General features: G+C 63.5%; 9 protein-coding genes and 5 pseudogenes. 4 read left to right on the top strand and 10 right to left on the bottom strand.

Going from position 1 to position 19917, the window contains the following annotated elements; genetic code table 11:
• Positions 1-52: 52 nt before the first annotated feature.
• The 5 genes and pseudogenes from IPK20_10125 to IPK20_10105 form a co-directional block, all read right to left on the bottom strand.
• Positions 53-2901 (bottom strand): annotated as a pseudogene (locus IPK20_10125) (ATP-binding protein).
• Between the two features lie 12 nt (positions 2902-2913).
• A pseudogene (locus IPK20_10120) lies at positions 2914-5794 on the bottom strand (DUF1156 domain-containing protein).
• Between the two features lie 12 nt (positions 5795-5806).
• Entirely contained in the window at positions 5807-6424 is a 618-nt protein-coding gene (locus tag IPK20_10115) for an NYN domain-containing protein (protein ID MBK8017011.1), read from the bottom strand.
• A gap of 202 nt (positions 6425-6626) precedes the next feature.
• Positions 6627-10160 (bottom strand): annotated as a pseudogene (locus IPK20_10110) (DUF3883 domain-containing protein).
• A gap of 2 nt (positions 10161-10162) precedes the next feature.
• Positions 10163-11059 (bottom strand): WYL domain-containing protein, encoded by an 897-nt coding sequence (locus IPK20_10105; protein ID MBK8017010.1) that lies wholly within the window; start codon positions 11057-11059, stop codon positions 10163-10165.
• A gap of 105 nt (positions 11060-11164) precedes the next feature.
• Here IPK20_10105 and IPK20_10100 point away from each other — a divergent pair.
• Positions 11165-12146 (top strand): annotated as a pseudogene (locus IPK20_10100) (DUF3800 domain-containing protein).
• Between the two features lie 312 nt (positions 12147-12458).
• On the opposite strand, the gene IPK20_10095 reads toward IPK20_10100, so the two are convergent.
• From IPK20_10095 to gstA, 3 genes are read right to left on the bottom strand one after another with little or no spacing between them, the layout of a single operon-like run.
• Entirely contained in the window at positions 12459-13265 is an 807-nt protein-coding gene (locus tag IPK20_10095) for a dioxygenase (protein MBK8017009.1), read from the bottom strand.
• The gene (locus IPK20_10090; protein MBK8017008.1) at positions 13265-14329 is read right to left on the bottom strand and encodes an alkene reductase; all 1065 of its coding nucleotides are present in this window, start codon (positions 14327-14329) and stop codon (positions 13265-13267) included. Before IPK20_10090 ends, IPK20_10095 begins: the two co-directional genes overlap by 1 nt.
• Before the next feature lie 12 nt (positions 14330-14341).
• Positions 14342-14959, bottom strand: a complete 618-nt coding sequence (gstA, locus tag IPK20_10085; GenBank protein ID MBK8017007.1) for a glutathione transferase GstA — start codon at positions 14957-14959, stop codon at positions 14342-14344.
• Between the two features lie 104 nt (positions 14960-15063).
• On the opposite strand from gstA, the gene IPK20_10080 reads away from it, so the two are divergent.
• Positions 15064-15498: a helix-turn-helix transcriptional regulator gene (locus tag IPK20_10080; protein MBK8017006.1), complete on the top strand. Its 435-nt coding sequence runs from the start codon at positions 15064-15066 to the stop codon at positions 15496-15498.
• A gap of 56 nt (positions 15499-15554) precedes the next feature.
• On the opposite strand, the pseudogene IPK20_10075 reads toward IPK20_10080, so the two are convergent.
• Positions 15555-16746 (bottom strand): annotated as a pseudogene (locus tag IPK20_10075) (Fic family protein).
• 646 nt (positions 16747-17392) lie between these two features.
• Between IPK20_10075 and IPK20_10070 the strand changes: the two are divergent.
• The gene (locus tag IPK20_10070; protein ID MBK8017005.1) at positions 17393-18181 is read left to right on the top strand and encodes a glutathione S-transferase family protein; all 789 of its coding nucleotides are present in this window, start codon (positions 17393-17395) and stop codon (positions 18179-18181) included.
• Between the two features lie 300 nt (positions 18182-18481).
• On the opposite strand, the gene IPK20_10065 is transcribed toward IPK20_10070, so the two are convergent.
• Positions 18482-18832: a hypothetical protein gene (locus IPK20_10065; GenBank protein MBK8017004.1), complete on the bottom strand. Its 351-nt coding sequence runs from the start codon at positions 18830-18832 to the stop codon at positions 18482-18484.
• 524 nt (positions 18833-19356) lie between these two features.
• Between IPK20_10065 and infA the strand changes: the two genes are divergently transcribed.
• Entirely contained in the window at positions 19357-19620 is a 264-nt protein-coding gene (gene infA / locus IPK20_10060) for a translation initiation factor IF-1 (protein MBK8017003.1), read from the top strand.
• The last annotated feature ends 297 nt before the right edge of the window (positions 19621-19917 follow it).

Raw genomic sequence — 19917 nt, 5'->3', positions numbered from 1 at the left:
ACGGGTAAGAAATCAATTTCGTAACCAAGGCCTGCCATTTCGCCATCCTCCTCTATTCCTCGAACTCCGCGTTCTTGAACTTGAGCACGTTGCAGTTCTCCTTCACCACGCGCTGCAGGCCGTCATCGAATCCGGAGGGAGACTCGGCCTGGATCTCGATGGCGATCTTCACCTTGACGCCGGGGCGCATGGTGAACTGCTGAACGACCTCGTCGACCAGATCGGCGAACTGCTTCTTCGCCAGGAACGGGTCGAGCTCGATGCTACCGTAGAACTGCTTCTTGATCGATTGCCCCGCGATGCCGCCGCCCGTGGCATAGCCACCCTTGGCCGAGTCCTCCGCGCGGGGCATGCCGCCGCCGGTGGGAACGGTCGTCGTTGCCCCACCGCCGCTGGCGTCGGCGGCCTTCGCACGGGAGGCCTTCTTCCGCCGCGCGCAGCGCCTCCATGTAGGCTGCTGCGGCGACAGGCTCGATCAGCAACAGCGACGCGTCCATGATGAGCGACGTGCGCTTGCCGTAGCTGAAGCCGATGTAGCGACCATCTTCCTTGCCTTGCGCGAAGCCGAAGAACTCACGGCTCTCGGCGCCTGCGGCCATCGTCATCTGGAAGACGGTGTCATCCTTCAAGCGCGGCAGGTAGAGCTGCTGGCAGCTCTGCTGCCAGACGGTGAGCGCCGGAACATCCTTGACGTCATCCTTCCAGAACCAGTCCTTCAGCACTTTGGCCAAGTGGATCGGAGCCCATTCGCTGATGAGCAGCTCGTTTTCCTTGAGGACGCGTTCGATCTCCTGCGACCAGTTCTGGGCGCCTGGGTTGAGCGGAAAGTGCTCCCACATCACCTCAGACAGCCCTTTGCCCGGCCGTGCCTCTTGCACCGGGGCCAGCAGCCACTTATAGGTCTCACGAATCATCCGCCGCACGGTTTCCTCGGCCTGCGAAAGGCTCTCTTGCGCCTGCTTGGCCATCAGGTTGTCGAGGACAATGCGGTTGTCTTTGTAGTCGCCGGCGATGCTGCGCCATGCGAGGTACGAGCGCACGTGGTCCTTCAGGCGGCTCACGCTGTCGTAGTCCGCGGCCACAAAGATCAGGCGGTTCTGCTTGAAGCGGGGCTGGTCGCCGCGCTTCTTCAGGATCTCGGTGGCGCGCTCCACTGCCAGGCTCTGGCCGCTTTTACTGAAGGCCGCATCTGGCGGCAGCACCACCAGCCGCAATGCCCAGTCATCCGGAACGTCGCCGCTGCCAGTGAAGATGTGGATGCCGCCGAACACGCCGCTGGCAAAGCTGCGCTGCACGCGCTCGCGGATCGCTCGGGAACACATCCTCCTTGTCCTGGAATCGGCGCTTGCGTTCTTCCATCTCGCGCCGCAAGTTGGGCCGCGTGTCGAGCCAGAAGCGGTTGTTGGCGTGGTTCAGGTAGTGCAGTCGGTCGGAGAGGCGCCTCCGCGCATCCTTGTAAAGGTTGACCTGCTGGCCGGGCTGGGCGACGCCGAGGAGCACACGTTCCAGTTCGAGGCCGCGCACGAGCTGGTTCGATGTGCTGGGCGCGCTGCCGAGGAAGATCGCGCGGGCAGTGCGGCGGCAGGCCTGCACGCTGCCGAAACGGGTGTCCTTGTTTTCGATCTCCCAAGTCTCGGAGCGCTCGCCATCCACGTCGCGCTCGATCACTGGGTCCCAGCCCTGCGGCAGGTAGTAGATGGCCTCGTTGCGCGTGTCGGCATCCATCAGCGGCACGCTGCCAGGCATGATCAACGGGTCGTTGTTGCCGTCCTTCCACAGGCGATGGATAACCTTGGCCATCAGCTTCAGCACGCCGCGGGTGCGCTGGAAGTTGTCCAGCGTGGACCAGTCCTCGTACAGGCGGTCGAACACCTCGGGATGGATGGGATAGGCGTGGACCAGGCGCTCGAAGTACTTGCTGTCCTGCGTCTCCTGGGGAAAGTCCTCGCGGTTGGCGATGTAGTAGTCCGCGAAAGCGCGGCACACTGACTCCATCGCCAGCTTGTCGTTGATGCTGGTAAAGAGGCGGCGGCGGACGATTTCGAACGCCTCCTCAGTGGCCACCGGCTTCCACAACGCCTGCACGCGGCCGAAGTAGTGTTCGAGCGCACGCAGGGCCTTGACGCCTTGCTGGCTGCCCGCCTCGCGATCCGAGAACGGCAGCGAGGCGAGCAGCACCGCCGTCGGCACCGCCTTCAAGGCCTCGGTGAGTGCCTGCACGAAGGAAAGTTGGGTGTCGTAGGTACCCCCCGAAAGGGTCTTGCCTTCCTCGAACTGCGACACATAGCGCACCAGCTCGTCCATCAGGATCACACACGGAGCGCTGGCCGCCAGCATGTCCGCGAGCTCCTTCTTGCCCGGCGCGGTACCGGTCAGGTCGGCTTCTTTCACGTGCTCGTAGCTGGCCTCGCCGCCCAGCTGCCAGGCCAACTCACCCCAGAGTGTGCGCACCGTGCAGCCGTCATGGACACGGGGCTTGCTGGCCAGGCTCAGCAGATCCACGCCATCGAGCACGGCGATACGGGCCTTGGGCAACTCCGTCACGCCGGCTGCATCCAGAATCGGGGGCACGCCCTGGAGCTCGCTCGCCGGCGCCGCCCCCTTGGCGAGGTGGTAGACCGCCAGCATCGTGTGTGTCTTGCCGCCGCCGAATGCGGTCTGAAGCTGAATGACCGGATCGCCACCTTTGCCGGCCAGGCGCTTGACTACTGAGTCCAGCAGCAGGCGCATGCCCTCGGTGATGAAGGTGCGCTGGAAGAACAGCACCGGGTTCTGGTACTCCTCGTTGGCCGTACGCGCATGCACCCGCGACAGGTCCGCCGCGAACTCGGCCTGCTGGAACTTGCCCTCCCGCACATCGGAATGCGGCTCTGCGATCTCGCGCCAGGGTTTCAGTGTCATGATCTTCCCCAATCAAATATCCAGTTGCGCTTGCGAGCCGACCACGCCCGCTTCGCTGGCCGCTTGCTCGATGGCGCTCCAGGCCGTTACGAGCTCGTTGTAGGCGCGGGCCTCCTCGGCCCAGCCCTTGCGCTCGCAGAGGGTGTAAAGGCGGTAGGCCAGTGCGCGGATGGCTTCGGCGCGGGGCATCATGCGCGCCAGCAGGGCCCGGCGCCCGACTCGCCGTCCTGATTCAGCGCGCGGATGAGGTGGTGCAACGCCTCCCAGACCGACAGACGGGAGTCCGTTTCTGGCGCCCAGTCACGCGGCAACTCTGCCCAGCGCAGTAGCCGCAAGTCACCCTTGCCTGACTCCACCACACCCGTTGCCTGCAGGCCAGCCACGCTGGTGCCCTTGGCGCGGGCCAGCACGTCGCCTTCACCGAACTTGCCCGTGGCCCATCCCTGCTGCTCGAACCAGTGCAGGCAGAACTGCGTGTCGTGGTCGAAGTCGTCTTCCGCTAGGAACCGATTGATCAACTGCAACGCCGTCTTGACGCGCATCGGGGTGCCGTCCGCTTCGAGCACTGCTGCGTACTGGCTGAAGATGGCCATGCCTGGACCGATGATTGCCTGTGACAAGTCGACCGGCGCGACAGGTGAGTTAACTCCGCCTCGAGTCATTTCCGCCAACGCATCCGGAAGGTTGGCATTGAGCTCGCGGATGAACTCTCGGCGTGAGACCGTCGGCGCTTCGGCCTCCTTCCTCTTGCACACCAGCACCACGCTGGAAGCCAGGGCGTTGTTGCCCACAGCCATACGCCGTGCCCCCATCTCCGTGCGCATAGGCCACGTTCCGGTAATCGAAAACCCGGAGGCAATTACTGCCTGGAGGAAAGTCTCCCACCCGCTGCTAGAGGTTCCCTCACCGTCTTCCGTCTCCGACGCTTTGAACGCGTAGTAGATCGTCACCGGAAAAGCCGGATGGGCGGAGCTGCGAAGCTGCGAAATGGCGGCCTGCATTCCATTCATGAAGAATGCGAATGCCTTCTCCTTGCCTCCATGTCGAAACTGATTGGCGACTAGCTCCGGCATCTTCGGAACTGTGATGGTTGCAAACAAGCCTGGGTAGATGTCCCGGATACAGCGACGTAACCAAATATAGAAGTAGTCGGATATGTTGGAATAAGGGACGTTGTCGTAGTAGGGGGTCTGTAGAAACAACGGGAAGAGTCGCTTTATCGAATGAGGTTGCGGCATCATGCTGAACAGCGACGCCGCCTCCCATCGCCGGCAGTGCTTCGACAACCTTAGCTACCCACTGCACCATCCCCAGCCAGTTGCCAGATGAATCGGAGAAGACATTTGTCTCCGCATAATCCCAACTCATCGGGATTGCTTGCCGCCCGAAGGTATGGCCGATCTTCTCCCCGTGTTGTGCCAAGTGCACATTGTTGACCAATAGTCCGCGCACTTGTCCACGACGAAGGCCAGCAATACCGAAATGGCTTCTGAATAAGCTCGCGCCCTGCTCCGCCCTCCGCGAGAGGCCTGTCGTCGTTTGGCATGCCTTGGGCGAGAGCGTCATTGAAAGCCTTCTCACGGACCGAAATAACTGCGTCAGAGAAGTTCGTCAATGCAGTGAGTTGCCGCTTCGAAAACAACTGCTCGAAGTTCTCCAAGCCATAAACCACGCAGTTTGTGCACCCCGCCCAGTGATCGATTGCCGCCGAAGGGATCGGCTCTGCCGGTTCTGCCTGTGCAGCGATCGCTGCCACTTCGTCACTCGGAGATAAGTAGAGTCGTCCTTGAGGGACCATCGACCACAACTGCAAAGAGCTTCTGCCCCAATCGCCCAGCTTTTGCCTCTGAGCGGATGTAGCTCAGAGGGATAGGGGTGTCCGACATGATGCACATCGCCCCTTTCGACCCACCGTCTGCTCAATCTTCGGTGAGCCCGTGGTCCGGACGACAAACGAGTAGCTGCCGTTTTCGCGATCAACTACGGGATCAACCCAGGCTTCTTTGCCTTCTTTGGCCGATACCCAGAATGATCGAACCAGTGGAACATCGACGGAATTCAATGCGGGGTTTGGGCTCTTCACTGTGCGGGCACAAAGCCATGCAATAGCAGTCAACTCTTGGCCGACCAAATGCTGAATTTCGGGTCGGTCCTTGACCATCGCCGTGGTTATTCTCACCTTTGGATAGAGGTGGCCAATCTTCTTTTCGACAGAATTACGCACCCACGCACCGTAACGTCGGACATCCTCGGCGAGGCCACGTGCTCGGGACCAATCTTCATGCAGGTTCGACTGTCGAGCATCTCCAAGAGCGGGACCTACTGGCCTCATCCCCGCAAAGCGCGGCGGAATCTCGATCATCGCCTTGTTGATCGTCACCGCGACCGGGTTCAGGTCCGACGCGTAGCTATCCAGCCCCAGGCGCTGCGCCTCCAGCGGGATGGCGCCGCCGCCGGCGAAGGGGTCGTGGAAGGCGGGGAGATTCTCCGGGTTGAACAGCTTGGCCGCCTGCGGATGGTTCTTGTTGAGCTCGCAGGTCTCGCGCCAGGAGCGGCGGATCTCGGCGCGGGCGCGTTCCAGCACCTCCTCGTTGTTGGTGTTCTCCCACAGCACCAGATCTTCCATGATCTTGAACAGGCGCTCGCGCTCGAGGCTCACTGCGTCTTTCCAGGCGCGGGTACGTCGATCGCCCTTGATGGTTTCGGAGGGGTCATTGACCATCTGCGCAAAGATCACTGCGCGCGCCGCCGCCAGGGGCCGGCGCGCCCACCACAGGTGCAGGGTGCTGGGGTGGCCGTGGCGGATGGACTTCTCGCGCGCCGCAGCTTCGTTGATGGCGTCGAGCGGTAGCGCCACTTCGATGAGTTTCTTGGGGGCTTTGATGCTGGTCATTCTTGAAGTCCTTCAGCGCCAGGTGGCAGGGCGTGCGAGCACGTAGCCATCGGGCTTGACGAGTTGTTCGGGCAGCTGGCTGGCCCGCAGCTTGTCTTCACCAATGGTGAGGTAGCCGTTGGCGCAGCGCTTGAGTTCGTTCGAATAACGACTGGGCGGAAAGGCGACGACGATGCGCTTTTGGGCAAAGCGCTCGCGCACCCTGCGGATGGGTGTCGTCAGATCGCTGTCACCAGATATGACGAGCGCTGTGTCGAAGGCGTTGTCAAAGGCATCGCCGAGCAACTGAATGGCGATGTTCACGTCCGTCATCTTCTCTTCGTAGTCGGGCCAGCTCGAGCCGCACTGCCGGCACTGGCGTGTCTTCTGCAGGTAGTGGCCGAACTGGCAGCGCACGCCGCGCAGGGCCAGGGCTTCGAGGTAGTCGTTCTGCCGCTTCTGGTCAGCCGAGTTGCGGCCATTGGCGCGGATGCGGGCCGTGAAGTAGTGCGTGGCCAGCAGTTGCTGCCCAGGCTTGAGGAGGCTCTGTGCAAGCGCTGAGACGTCGAGCCAGTAGTAGCGCTTGAAGCTGGAATCCTTCAACCCGAAGTAGAGGTTGAAGCCGTCCACGTAGGCCGTCACGCGCTGCATGGCTGGCCTCCGGAAACGCTGCTCGGCTTGACAGCAGAGCCTGGTCTGACGACAATATGGCGCATTAACCCCGCCGGAGATAGCATCTCCGGCCCGACGCCTCCCTCGGGAGGCGTCTCTTCTTGCAGCCCCGCCAAGGTGAGCAGCCCTGGCCCGACGCCCTCCCCGTGAGGGCGTTTCTGTTTCTGGGCATAGATCGGGCTCACAGCGAGCCCTCCGCCGCCGTGGCGCGCGCGAGCAGCGCGTCCAGGTCCAGGTTGATGCTGGTCACCGCCCAGTCGGGCTCCTGGGTGAAGGGCTTGCGGATGTAGAACGGCCCGGCGTAGCCGTCGCCGTCAACGAGCACGATGGCCAGGATGAACTTGTCCGCCTGGTTGAGGCCATAGAGGATCTCGTTGCGGGTGACCGTGATCGTGGTCTGACCCTTGGCGCGACCTTTGACCTCGATGTGGCGCGAGGTGGGCAGACGGCCGTCGAGGGCTTTGGGGATGCTGGTGACGTCCCAGCCGCATTTCTGCGCCGAGACGTCGATGACCTCATGGCCCAGCGCACGCTCGGCATCCATCACCGCCTGCATGGCGATGCGCTCGATGCGGGTGCGCGCGTCGGCATCCGCCGACCAGCCGGGCTGACCCTTGCGCTGCAGCAACAGGCCCGCCGGGATCACCAGCGCACCGCCCAGCACGACCGGTGTGGCGGAGACCACATGACGCATGGCCAGCAGCTCCTTCTCGCGCGATTCGCGGCGTGCGGTCAGGTCGTCGATGGTGCGGCGCACGTTCTCCAGCGTCAGACGCACATCCTTGCCGGCAGCCAGGTCGTCTTGCAGCTTGATGTAACGGTCGGACCAGAAGTTGATTTCCTTGACCAGACGCTCATGCACGGCGGCCAGGGTTTTGTCCACCGCCTTCTCGCGGCGGGTGCGAACTTCATCGAAGTGTTCGGGCACCAGGAAGCTTCCGGCATGGGCCAAGGCCTGTTGCTCGAGGTCTTTGGCGATCCACGGGGCGGCCAGCACGTCTTCGATCAACGTGAGGTCGGCAGGCGCAATGGGCTCCAGGTCCAGGTGAGGCGCCCAACCGGCGTTGATGGCGTGTCCCTGCGGGTCGATCTCGACGAACTGCATGCGACGCGAGACGATGCGCGCGGGGTCTGCCCCTTCCTTGACGGCGTGATCGACAATGAACATCACCTTCGGGGTGATGCCCATATCACTCGGGTCCACCAATACCGCCCCTTGCTTGAGCTTGTTGCGGTGAGCTTCCAGCACAAGGTCGGTGACCGCCTGCATCAAGGGGTGACCGGGATGGATGAGGCTGGCCATCGGGGCGCCGACACGGTCGGTCAGCCGCACGTACTGCTTCTCGAAGCAGACGCGCTCGTAGCGGCGTAGCCCCGGGTCGGCAGTGCGGCGGTCGCGGCCGGTGATTTGCCGGTCGCGCTCGCGGATGATGGCCGGGACGTTGGTGATTTCGTAGCGCCCAGGCTCACGCGGGCGCAGCTCGGCGCCCAACTGCTGGAAAGCCTGCTTGAAGAAGGCGCGGATAAAGAAGGGCTGCAGCTTGCGAGCCTCGGCCTTTTCCATTTCTTCCTTGACGGCAAACAGGCGCTCGGTGCTCATCACCTCTTCGCACAGTGCATTGCGTTTGATGATGTTTTCAAGGTGCTGGGTGTCCAGCGCGCCTTCCACCTTCTTGAGCAGGCGGGCACGGACTTCAGGGTCCGCGCCGTAGCGGATGGCCTCGATTAGTAGGTCCTTGAGGCTGGCTTGTCCTCGAAGACCTCGCCCAGGATGTCGAACACTCGACCACCAAGGGCTTCGCGCTCCACCTCCAGCTTCTCGAACAGGCGCTGGAAGACGTCACCCTCGCGGGTCTCGGCGGCCACCATGTTCCACAGATGGCAGACCTCACGCTGGCCGATGCGGTGGATGCGGCCAAAGCGTTGCTCCATCCGGTTGGGGTTCCAGGGCAGGTCGTAGTTGACCATGAGGTTGGCGTTTTGCAGGTTGACGCCTTCGCCAGCAGCGTCTGTGGCCAGCAGGACGCGCACCGTGGGGTCGTTGCGGAACAGCTCCTGCACCTTGCGGCGCTCTTCGCGCTTGACCCCACCGTGGATCATCACCACGGCTTCTTCGCTGCCGATGAGGCCGCGGATCTTCACCGCCAGGTAGTTCAGCGTGTCGCGGTGCTCAGTAAAAATGATGAGCTTGCGCTGTCGCCCCTCGGCGTCGCGCATCTCCGGCGTGTCTTGCAGCAGGCGGGAGAGCTCATCCCACTTGCGATCCTGACCGGAATGCACCACCTGGCGGGCCTGCTCTTCCAGGCCTTCGAGGATGATGATCTCGGCCTCCAGTTCCTGGATAGTCTGGGCCGCCGTGGCCTGGTCGACCACGGCCTCTTCGAAGTTCTCATAGTCTTCGGGCGACAGGGCGTCGGCAGCTTCCCACATGTCGTCTGGCAGGCCGTTGTTGCCACCCAGGGTCTCGGCCAGTGACTGGCCGCGCTGACGGAGTTTTCTCTTCCTCGACGCGGCGCTTGAGCTTGTTGCGCCGCCGTTTGAGCGACTGATAGATGGCCTCCGGGCTGGAAGCCAGGCGGCGCTGCAGCGCCGTCAAGGCGAAGCCCACCGTGCCCTTGCGTCCGCTGTCGGCCAACTGGTCGGCCTTGTTGAACTGCTCCTTGACGTAGTCGGTGACGGCCGCGTACAGGGCAGCTTCGGGATCGGAGAGCTTGTAGTTGACGGTGTAGGCCCGGCGCTCGGGGAACAGCGGGGTACCGTCGAACTTGAGCAGTTCCTCCTTGACCATGCGGCGCATGAGGTCGGACACGTCCACCTTGTGCGCGCCGTCACGGAACTTTCCGTAGAAGCGGTCGGCGTCCAGCAGCGACATGAACAGCTGGAAGTCCTCTTCCTTGCCGTTGTGCGGCGTGGCCGTCATCAGCAGGAAGTGGCGCGTGACCGAACCCAGGAGCTCGCCCAGCTGAAAGCGCTTGGTCTTGTTGACCTTGTTGCCGAAGTAGTTGGCCGAGAGCTTGTGGGCTTCATCGACCACCACCAGGTCCCAGCGCGACAGGCGTAGCTTCTCTTGCAGGTCGTCCGTGCGGGACAGTTGGTCGACGCGGGCGACCAGCAGGTCGTGGTCGTCGAAGGGGTTTCCGCTGCGCGACTGTTCGACCTGCTCGCGCGAAAACAGCGGAAACGACAGGCCGAGCTTGTCGAACATTTCGTCCTGCCACTGCTCGACCAGGCTGCCGGGGGCGACGATCAGCACGCGCTTGGCATCCGCGCGCATCAGCAGCTCGCGGATGAAGAGGCCTGCCATGATGGTCTTGCCAGCGCCGGGGTCGTCGGCGAGCACGTAGCGCAGCGGCTGGCGCGGCAGCATCGACTCGTAGACCGCCGTGATCTGGTGCGGCAGCGGCTCCACGTTCGACGTGTGCACCGCCATCATCGGATCGAACAGGTGGGCCAGGTTGATCCGGTAGGCCTCGGTGGCAAGTTTGAAGTCCTCGCCTGGGGCGTCGAAGGCCCATGGGCGGCCGGCTTCGGCCAACGACAGGTTGGCCTCGTCGGTGCGGAACAGCATCCGCTCGCGCAGCGAGCCGTCGGCGGTCTTGTAGTAAACGGTGAGGGCGTTGTCACCGACCGGCTCTGTCGTGACGATGCGCACGACCTGCCCGGGCTCCAAGCCCGAGATGGCCGCGCTCTTCTGGATCTGTTCGAGCTTCAGCACGCTCAACCCTCCTTGCTTGTCGTGTCGTAGCCCGGGGCGAGCACCAGGTTCGTGACGCCGTACAGCGCCTGGCGATTGCGCAGCCACAGGTGGTGCTCGCCACCCTTGAGGCTGTGATCTTCGGTGCAGTCCACGTTCCAGCGGCGCAACAGGTAGCCGGCCATCGCCGCACGGGTCCGCACCTTGAGCACGCCGCCGTCCATGCCGTATTCGGCCTCCAGGGTGTCGGGGTGCTGCACGTTGGCCGGATGCGGCACGAGCTCGAGCTCGGTGATCCGGTTCCACTGGATGTCCTGATCGGGCTTCTCGTGGTCGGCCACAGGGCCGGGCAGGATGCGGGCGGCGTCGAGGCGGCCCAACACGAAGTCGCGGAACTCACCGCTGCGCCGGTCGAAGGCGCGGACGTGCCAACGAAGGCCGCTGTCGGCCAGTGCGAACGGGACGATCTCCCGGGTCGTCAGCCCGCTCGACAGTGCGCGATAGGCGACCTCAACAGCGGCGCCTTGGTGAATGGCGCGGGTCAGGACGGACAGCAGATCCAGATCAATCTTGCCCGGCAGGCTGGTGCCCTCCTGTGCCACGACACCCTTCCAGCGGATGGGCTCGCCGTCACCGTAGCCCTGGGACAACCAAGTGAGGATCCGCTCGGCGGGGAAGTCAAACAGGGGGCGGAACCAAGGGGCGCGGACGTAGACCCTGCCCTTGGTGTCGTACTCCATATTGCCTGGGGCCAGCTCCTTGTACTGGGCGATGTCCCGCGTGGCCGCAGCGGCCTGGATACCGAAGCGCGTCACCAAGTCCTGCCGGCGGATCTCGCCGACGAACCGCAGGCGCAACTCGACGAACGCGAGCCGGTCGCGTTGCGCCTGGGTCATCTCCGGGAGTCGGTCGCTCGACATGTTCGTGTGCTAGTTTCCGTAGCTTTTGCGGAAGCATACGGATATCCAAAACGAACGTCAAGCAGTCGTAAAAAGCGCTGATGTGCGTTGCAAAATGATTAGCACATGCAGCATGGACCAGCGGCGATCCGCTTGGGTGTCGCGTCAGGTCACGACTTGCCCCCCCTCGTTGCTCCCATCACGCACTTCGCGTATACTTCGTCTCAGACGCTCCAGCCTTGCTGCGGGAGCTCTAATTCCGAGGCCCGTACGAAAGTGCGGGCTTTCGCGTTTCTGGGGGTCAGTATTCACTACATCGCGTACCTGGATGAGTTCGGCCACATCGGCCCTTTCGTGAGCCGGCAACATCCGCAGCACAACACCAGCCCCGTCTTCGGGCTGGGTGGGTTTGTGCTGCCATCCAGCAAGGTCCGGGCTTTTGCGACCTGGTTCTACCAGCTGAAGTGCAATCTCCTTCAGTTCGAGATCGACCGCGATGGCATCCCAGCCTATCAGTGGGAGAAGAAGGGCGCTGCCCTCTACACCACGACGAACGTACTGAAGTACCGGGAGTTGCGCAACGCGACCTTCCGTCTGATGAACAGGATCGAGCGTGATGGCGGGATGGTCTTCTACGTCGGCCTTCAGAAGACGCACCCGCCCGAAACTCACAACCCGAAGAGCTTGTACCGGGCAGTGCTGCGCGAGTCCATCAAGCGCATCGATCAATTCTGCGATGCACGCGGGGCCCACTTTCAGATCATCCTGGATGAGCTAAAGAACCAGGATGACTTTCGAGGGCAGATCGTCTCTGAGGCGTCTATTCAGATGTTCGGCGAGGCACGCGCAACGATGATCGAGCCCCCGATCCAGGCCGAGAGCCATCTGTTCCAGACGCTTCAATGCGCCGACTGGTTGTGCGGGCTGATTGGCCGCGTCGGTTGTCACCGTGCTGCCCGACGCGTACGCTGATCTTGACTGGACGGCGAAGTACTTCATCCACCGACTCAATCGTGCTGCACCCAACAGCGGAATCCGTCGGGAGCGGCCTGCCCTCCTGGGGATGCAGCTCCCGTCGAGCAGCCGCCGGCATCTGATTGACTGGTAGCGTGCAGCGGGCGTCTGCGGGGAGCGTACGATTGCCTACGGAACGCTCACTGATCTCAAGGTTTCCTCGCAAAGCCGCGACCGTTGTAGCGACAGGTTCTCTTTGCGCAAGCACTCCACCACCAATATAAAGGCCAACCACTCTCGGTTGGCCTTTTTTCTGTGCGCCCGGCATGGGCGCACTCCTGTGGGTGAAAGTCCCACCGTAAGTTGATCACAGCGAACGAAGCGAAGCGCAACTGCATGAGGGCGACCGAGTGTGGGAAGGAAGCGTGGAGCGAAACTGGAGCAATCTTGATGCTCCACGACAATCTCAGCCGAAGCGAAAGGCGCTTTGCACCGCGCCCAGGACACGGTCCTCGAAAATCTTCGCACCGGGATCGGCCCCGCCTGCGCCGGCGACGACCATGAGCGGTATCAGGTGTTCTTCGCGCGGCGCGGCGTCGCGGGCACCCGGGGCAGTGATCCAGGCAGCGAGGCGTCGCTCGCGCTCGCGGGCATCCGGGTGGCAAACCGCCTCGGTGAGCCACTGGTCGAAATCGAGCCCGTGTGTCTGCGTCGCGCCCGCGCGCATCGCCGCCATCATCACCCTCATGTTGTGGTAGCTGTTGCCGGAACCGATGATGAGCACGCCCGCCTCGCGCAGGGGCACCAGGGCCCGGCCTGCGGCCAGGTGGGCGGCCGGGTCGAGATCGGCGCGCAGCGACAGTTGCACGCAGGGAATGTCGGCGGCCGGGAAAGCGACCTTGAGCGGCACGAAGACGCCGTGATCGAAGCCGCGCGTCGCATCGAAACCGCAGCTCATGCCGCCCTGGGTCAACAGGCTTGCCACCCGTTCGGCGAGTTCGGGCGCACCGGGCGCGGGCCAGGTGAGATGGTAGGTGTGCGGCGGAAAGCCGTAGTAATCGAACAGCAGTGCCGGCGCGGCCTGTTTCTGCACGGTGAAGCGCGGCGCCTCCCAGTGGGCCGAAATCACCAGCAGGGCCCGCGGCCGTTCCGGCAACAGTGTGGGCAGCATTTCCAGGAATTCGCGATGCCGAACCCAGGTGTCGGGCGGGTCCCAGTCCATGAAGAAGCAGGGCCCGCCGCCGTGGGGGATGAACAGCGTGGGCTGGCGCATCAGAATTCCGTGTAGCCCTTCGCGTCCGGCGTGTAGAAAGTGGCCGGGTCGGCGGGTGTGAGCGCGGCGCCGGTTCTGAGCTTGTGCACCAGGTCCGGATTGGCGATGAAGGGCCGGCCGAAGGCGACCAGATCGCCCTTGCCCGCAGCGAGATCGGCCTCGGCGCGCGCCGCGTCATAGCCGCCGGAGAGGATGGTGCGACCCTTGAAGGCCGCGCGAAGCTTGGCTTTCAGTTCGTCGCTCGGCGCCGGTGCGCCCATGGAGCTGTGATCGACGATGTGCAGATAGGCAAGACCCATGTCGCTCAAGGCTTCGGCCAACCGCAGGTAGAGCGCGTCCATGTCCGCATCGGGCGCCATGCCGTTAAAGGTGTTGTAGGGCGAGATGCGCATGCCGACCCGCTCGGCGCCGATGGCGAAAGCGGCCGCCCGGGCCACTTCCAGGGCAAAGCGCAGGCGGTTTTCGATGGAGCCGCCCCAGCGGTCCGTGCGCCGGTTGGAGGCGGTGTTGAGGAACTGATCGATGAGATAACCGTTCGCGCCGTGCAGCTCCACGCCGTCGAAACCCGCTGCGATGGCGTTGCTGCACGCCTTGGCAAACTCGCCGATGGCGGCTTCGATGTCGGCCTCGGTCATTGCCTCCGGCACCGGGTGAGGCTGCATGCCTGCACTGTCCGTCCACATCTCGCCGGGCGCGGCCAGGGCAGACGGTGCCAGCAGGCGCGTGCCCGCCGGCAGATTGGCCGGATGCCCCACCCGGCCGGTGTGCATGAGCTGCACGAAGATGCGCCCGCCGGCCGCGTGCACGGCATCCGTCACCTTGCGCCAGCCGGCGACCTGTGCCTCGGAATAGAGGCCGGGGATGCGCGCATAGCCCAGACCGTTGGGCGAGGGTGAAGTGCCTTCGGTGATGATCAGCCCCGCCTCGGCGCGCAGCGCGTAATACTTGGCCATCAAATCGTTGGGCACGTTGCCAATGGCGCGGGAGCGGGTCATGGGCGCCATGACGATGCGATTGGGCAGTGTGAGGGGCCCGAGGGTGAGCGGAGTAAACAGGATGGTCACGTGCGCTTCTCCTTATTGTGAGGTTGGAATCAGGCCTTCGGCCGCGAGTGCCGCCTGCACCGCCGGGCGGGCCGCGACGCGGCCGAGATAGGCACCCAGTCCCGGCCAGGGGGAAAGATCCACGTTCACGTATTTGGCCCAGCCGAGCACGGTGAAGAGGTAGGCATCGGCCACCGTGAAGTCCTCGCCCAGCGCATAGCTGCGACTGCCCAGCCGCCTTTCCGCCTCACCGATGCGCCGCTCGAGCTGCGCGCGGACGATGGTCTTCGCTGCGTCCGCAAACGCCGGGTTGAAAAGCGCGCCGAAGCCCTTGTGCAGTTCCGTGGAAATGAAATTGAGCCATTCCATCAGCCGGTAGCGCGCCAGGGTGCCGGCCGGCGGGGCCAAGCGCCTGTCGGGCACCCGGTCGGCCAGGTACTGCACGATGGCCGGGCCCTCGGTGAGCACCTCGCCGTCGTCGAGTTCCAGAGCCGGGACGTAGCCCAGGGGATTGATGGTCTTGTAGTCGCGGCCGGCTTCGGTCACGCCGGTCTTGAGATCGACACGCTCGAGGGCGAAGTCAAAGCCGCCTTCGCGCAGCACGATGTGGGGCGAGAGCGAACAGGCGCCGGGACTGTAGTAGAGCTTCATGATCCTCCTCCAGGTTCATTTACGGGAGCAGGTTTTATATAGTAACCTTCATAAGAGAACAAGAAGGATGGTATGCCGCCCATGGTTACTCCGAGGGAACCGATATGATCGACGACGACGCCCTGCCAGCCGAGGTGGAGAGCGCCGGTGGCAAGACCGCGCCGGTCGCGGGCCACCGCAGTTGTCCGGTGCGCGACGTGCTCGACCGCCTGGGCGACAAGTGGTCCACGCTGATTCTGGTGACCCTGTCGAAAGGCCCGCAACGCTTCAACGCCCTGGCGCGCGCCGTGCCCGACATCTCCCGCCGCATGCTCACCGAGACGCTGCGCAGCCTGGAACGCGATGGCCTCGTCTGGCGCGAGGTCACGCCCTCCACACCGCCCGCCGTGCGCTACGGGCTCACCCCGCTCGGCGCATCCCTCATGCCGCCGCTTACGGCGCTAATCCGCTGGGCGGAAGACAACCAGCCCAGGATCGCTGCCGCCCGAGCGGCCTACGATGCACGGGCCGGCAAGAACGGGCCCGACAATCGAGGGTGAACGAGGCCAGCCCGTCATCGTTTTTGTCGGCCCCAAACTGATTCCAGGAAGCGCTGCTACTCCGGCAGTTCATTCAGTTCGTAGCTGGTGCTACGCCCGCCGGCATTCGATTTCCGTAGTACGCCACGCATCAGCAGATCGTTGATGTCGCGCAGTGCCGTGTCCGGCGAGCATTTGGCGATGGCCGCCCACTTGCTGCTGGTGAGCTTGCCCTCGAAACCATCGAGCAATTTGTTCAACAACTTCACCTGCCGCTCGTTCAACGGGGTCGTCGCCCAGCGCTGCCAGAAGCGCGCTTTCGTCAGGACAGCGTCCAGCGTGTGCTGGGCCTGGTCCACCGCACGATGAAGCGTGTCGAGGAACCACGCAAGCCACTCCGGTGACATCCATCGACCGGTTGTCAGGCACATCCCTGTGCCTGCCCCCTTCGGGGCTGCCGCGAAAATTTGCTCCCGGCAAATTTTTCTGGGTCCGCTCCAGGATGTCGTAGTAGGCATTGCGTTCGCGCTGGATCTGCGCCGACAAACTGTAGAAGCGCTGCGGGCTGCCATCGGCACGCGCCAGCAGCCGGTCGCCGATGGCCCGGGCGATACGGCCATTGCCGTCGTCAAACGGGTGCAAGGTGACGAACCACAGATGGCCGAGCCCTGCCTGGAGCAGCGGCGGTTCGTTCGACGCGGCATTCAGCCAGTCGAGGAAACGGCTGGTTTCGTCTTCGAGGCGATCAGCCGGCGGTGCTTCGAAATGCACACGCTGCCGGCCGATGGGGCCGGACACCACCTGCATCGGGCCGGTGGCATCGTCGCGCCAGCCGCCGACCTTGATCCTGGAAAGGCCGGAGTAGCCGGTGGGAAACAGTGCGGCATGCCAGCCGAACAGACGCTCCCGCGACACCGGCACCTGACAGTTGGCGGTGGCGTCGAGCACCATCTCGACCACGCCTTCGACATGGCGATCGACCGGAGCGAGCGCGCCGATGTCGACGCCCAGCCTTCGGGCGATGGACGAGCGCACGGATTCGACGTTGAGCTGCTCGCCTTCGATCTCGCTGGTCTTGACCACGTCCTCGGTGAGCGCCGCGAGACTCGCTTGGTCACGCAAGGCCATGCCGACGTCAGTCAGACGCCCCATCAAAAGCCCCTGGGCACGACTGACTTCGACCATGGGGCCAGCCAACGCCGCCAGGTCGAAGCGCCAGTTCGGCCAGTCCGTGGCCTGCCAGATGTACTTGTAATCGCCGCTTTTCATGCGGAGATTATGAGCCGCAATCTCCGCATGCGCAAGTCAATCGCCGCGCGTTTTGCGGTGAATGTGAGCATCATTCGCCGCATGGTGGGTCGCCGCGCCCAGGAATGGGTGTAAATAGGTGTGTTATTGGCTGTGGCAACGGACGCGGGTTCAGTTCCCGTTTAGGGAATTGAACTGGCCACGGAAAGCAGACGAGGTTGAGTCCGTATTCCGACTACCAATCAGTCCGAAAAACCTGTTTGATCGTCCGCTGCCGACGGGCGTACCGGCAGGCTTTTCGCTCCGGTTCGCACTGGTTCGCAGCAACCCGCAGCGCTTCGATTCCGTACTTTCAATAGTCGTTTGGTGCGGGGTACCATCCCACCACCAATCGAACAGGACGGGCTCACTCGCAAGGGTGGGCCCGTTTTGTTTGGTGGGGCCGGTGCGCTCACATGGAAGGTCCTGGCAACTCCGTCAGCAGCATGTCGTCCCGTCAGAACCGGTCCGACCGTTCCTCTCCATTCCCGCCATTGCTAACATCGGGCATCGATGCCATTCCTCAGTTCTGCAGGCAGCGAGTCGGACCACCGCCGCCCTTGTATACATTGATTGCGATGCCGCTTGTGTCCCAAGGCATTGCCCACGCCCCTGACCGGAGACGATGATGCTCACGCTCTACGAACACCCGCTGTCCACCTATGCGATGAAGGTCAAGATCGCGCTTCGCGAAAAGGGACTGGAATTCCAGTCGATCATTCCGGACGGCATGGCCAACGGGACCGCGTCGGGCGCTTTCGTCGAGGCCAGCCCACGGGCCGAGGTGCCCTCGCTGATCGACGGCGATACCGAGGTCTTCGATTCGACGGTGATCCTGGAGTATCTGGAGGACAAGTGGCCGTCGCCCGCGTTGCTGCCAGCCAGCCCAGCCGCTCGGGCCCGAGTGCGTATGCTCGAGGACGTGATGGACACCCAGTACGAGGCCAACAACTGGGGCACGATGGAAGTACTCAAGGCGCGACGCGCTACCGGGGCGCTGGCGGAACAACTGGTGAACTTCGGCCGGGATCGCATGGCTCAATTGCAGCGCTGGCTCGACGTGCAACTGGGCGACTCGCCCTGGATGAATGGCGCGAACTTCGGCTGGGGGGACATCGTGACCGCGCCTTACGTGGCCCGCACCACACTCAACTGGGGCTATGAGCCCGCGACGCCGCGCATTGCAGCGTGGCTCGACCGCTGCCGTGCCCGTCCCTCAGTCGCTCAAACGGTCGACGAGATGCTCAAGGTGTTCGGGAGTCTGCCCGACTTCCCCACGCTCATCGCCGACGGCAAGATCAAGCGCCAGTACCGCGATCACCGCCTGGAATGGATGATCGCCGGCGGCGGTCTGGAAGTGGTGCGCGAAGGCATCGAGAAAGGCACGATCCGCTTCGGTCGACTGCCGGGCGCGTGATCGCATCGGTCTGCGGCGCCCCAACGACCCTGCGCCGGTTTCAGGCAGTGCATGTTGCCGTTGAAGCGCTGACGAGCAGAGGAGTCATCGGGCTCACTCGCAGGAGTGGGCCCATCTTGTTTCTAGCCTCAAGTCTCCCATGCTTCGCCGAAGCGACGAAGGGCGCCAATCAAGCAGCAGTGCAGCGTCTCTCCAGAACCGGGAACTGACACGGCAAAGTTCGTCGGAGTCGCGCGACGTCATTGCGGAGTCATGCGTCCTGATGCGCTGAAAGTACGAGTGGGTCGAACAGACTGCTCCTCAGGCCGTCTGCCGCATCAACGGCCTGTTGCTCAGCACGAGATCCCGGACGATATCCATGCGCACGTCCTTGTCTTCGTTCGCGAAGAGGCAGATGCAATTGGCGCCGAACTTCTCGAAATCACGCGTTTCGACATGGGCCCCTGGAACCTCCGACATGTTCTCCGTCTCGCCGATGAAGATCACTTCATGTCGGGCACGCCGAAACGTCGTTTCCTGAACGAAGCGCTTCGACACGAAATACACCGCCGCTACGGAACGGAAGCGCGTCCCCAGGGGCCAAGTGCCAAAGCGGTACTTGTTACCGGATTGGCCCACCATCATCACATCGCCATACTGCTTCTTGATCATGCTCGCCCCTGTTCAAGCAGTCATGGTACGCGCAAGCGCGACCGGGCCGGGAACAATTTGCCATTGCCCACTGGAAGTTCAGGCCGGCATTTCCTGACTATCTGCAGAAACACGAGCACAAACGTCCCAAATCGGTCATAGTGCCGGGCGGCGCATGGGCAGTTCGAAGTCGGGGATCGTTTATCCGGATTTCCGATGGTCCCGTCGACGGACCGGACCGTGACACGCCGATCCCGCTTTTCCCGTCCTCACAGGCACGTGCAGGAGTCATCGCTCTGCGACGCGCCGAGTGGTCTCGCCCCCTGCCTCCGACCAACCCCGGGTGCCGGAGACCGGACCAAGCGCCTGCGCGGCGTGTGTTTCGAAGGATGTCTGCGCGAAGTTCCCATGACCCGTCTCCCTAGCTCGGCGACGGCCTTGTCGTGTGCGGTTGACGTACTTGGCCATGGACCTGCTGCCATTCACCCAATGGGTCATTGGCCGCGGCACCGTCTTTTTCAATGAAGTCCCTTCAGGGAGCCTACATGGCGAAAGAAGAACTGATAGAAATGAATGGCGTCGTAACCGACGTGCTTCCGGATTCGCGCTATCGCGTGACGCTGGAGAACGGCCATCAGGTGGTGGCCTATACGTCCGGCCGGATGCGCAAGCATCACATCCGGATTCTCATGGGTGACAAGGTCTCTCTGGAACTTTCCACCTACGATTTCAGCAAGGGCCGGATCACCTTCAGGCACCTTGATCGCCGTGGTGCCCCTGCCCCTGCCCCGGTCCAGCGCCGGCACTGACCTTCGTAGCCGCGTCCGCAACCGTCTCGTCCCCACGATTCCCCTGTCCAGGGGGCGGAAGCGTCGACAGATATGTCGGTGCCTGATCGCGAGCGAGAACATCCTTTGATACTCCCCGTGGGTCGCCACTGATCGGGCTGCCCCGGGCGGCGACCGGGAACGAGGCAGGAAGCCCCGCGAACAAGGATGCCTTCGTCAGGCAGGTCCGCACTGCATCCCTTTGGGCGGCACAGCACTTGCCCCTGTCGAACTGCGCCGCACGCAACCGCGCGTCGGGTTCCGCCTCTCAAGGTGTAC

This window comes from Betaproteobacteria bacterium (genome assembly GCA_016713305.1).
GTDB lineage: Bacteria > Pseudomonadota > Gammaproteobacteria > Burkholderiales.
The sequence above is the reverse complement of the archived record's forward strand: the minus strand, read 5'-3'. Positions and strand labels throughout refer to the sequence as shown.

What these genes read in the sequence shown, in the direction of transcription:
- IPK20_10105 (MBK8017010.1), bottom strand. Translation starts at nt 11,059, where the DNA reads ATGTCGAGCGACCGACTCCCGGAGATGACCCAGGCGCAACGCGACCGG.
- gstA (MBK8017007.1), bottom strand. Translation starts at nt 14,959, where the DNA reads ATGAAGCTCTACTACAGTCCCGGCGCCTGTTCGCTCTCGCCCCACATC.
- IPK20_10065 (MBK8017004.1), bottom strand. Translation starts at nt 18,832, where the DNA reads ATGATCAAGAAGCAGTATGGCGATGTGATGATGGTGGGCCAATCCGGT.
- IPK20_10070 (MBK8017005.1), top strand. Translation starts at nt 17,393, where the DNA reads ATGCTCACGCTCTACGAACACCCGCTGTCCACCTATGCGATGAAGGTC.
- infA (MBK8017003.1), top strand. Translation starts at nt 19,357, where the DNA reads ATGGCGAAAGAAGAACTGATAGAAATGAATGGCGTCGTAACCGACGTG.
- IPK20_10095 (MBK8017009.1), bottom strand. Translation starts at nt 13,265, where the DNA reads ATGCGCCAGCCCACGCTGTTCATCCCCCACGGCGGCGGGCCCTGCTTC.
- IPK20_10115 (MBK8017011.1), bottom strand. Translation starts at nt 6,424, where the DNA reads ATGCAGCGCGTGACGGCCTACGTGGACGGCTTCAACCTCTACTTCGGG.
- IPK20_10080 (MBK8017006.1), top strand. Translation starts at nt 15,064, where the DNA reads ATGATCGACGACGACGCCCTGCCAGCCGAGGTGGAGAGCGCCGGTGGC.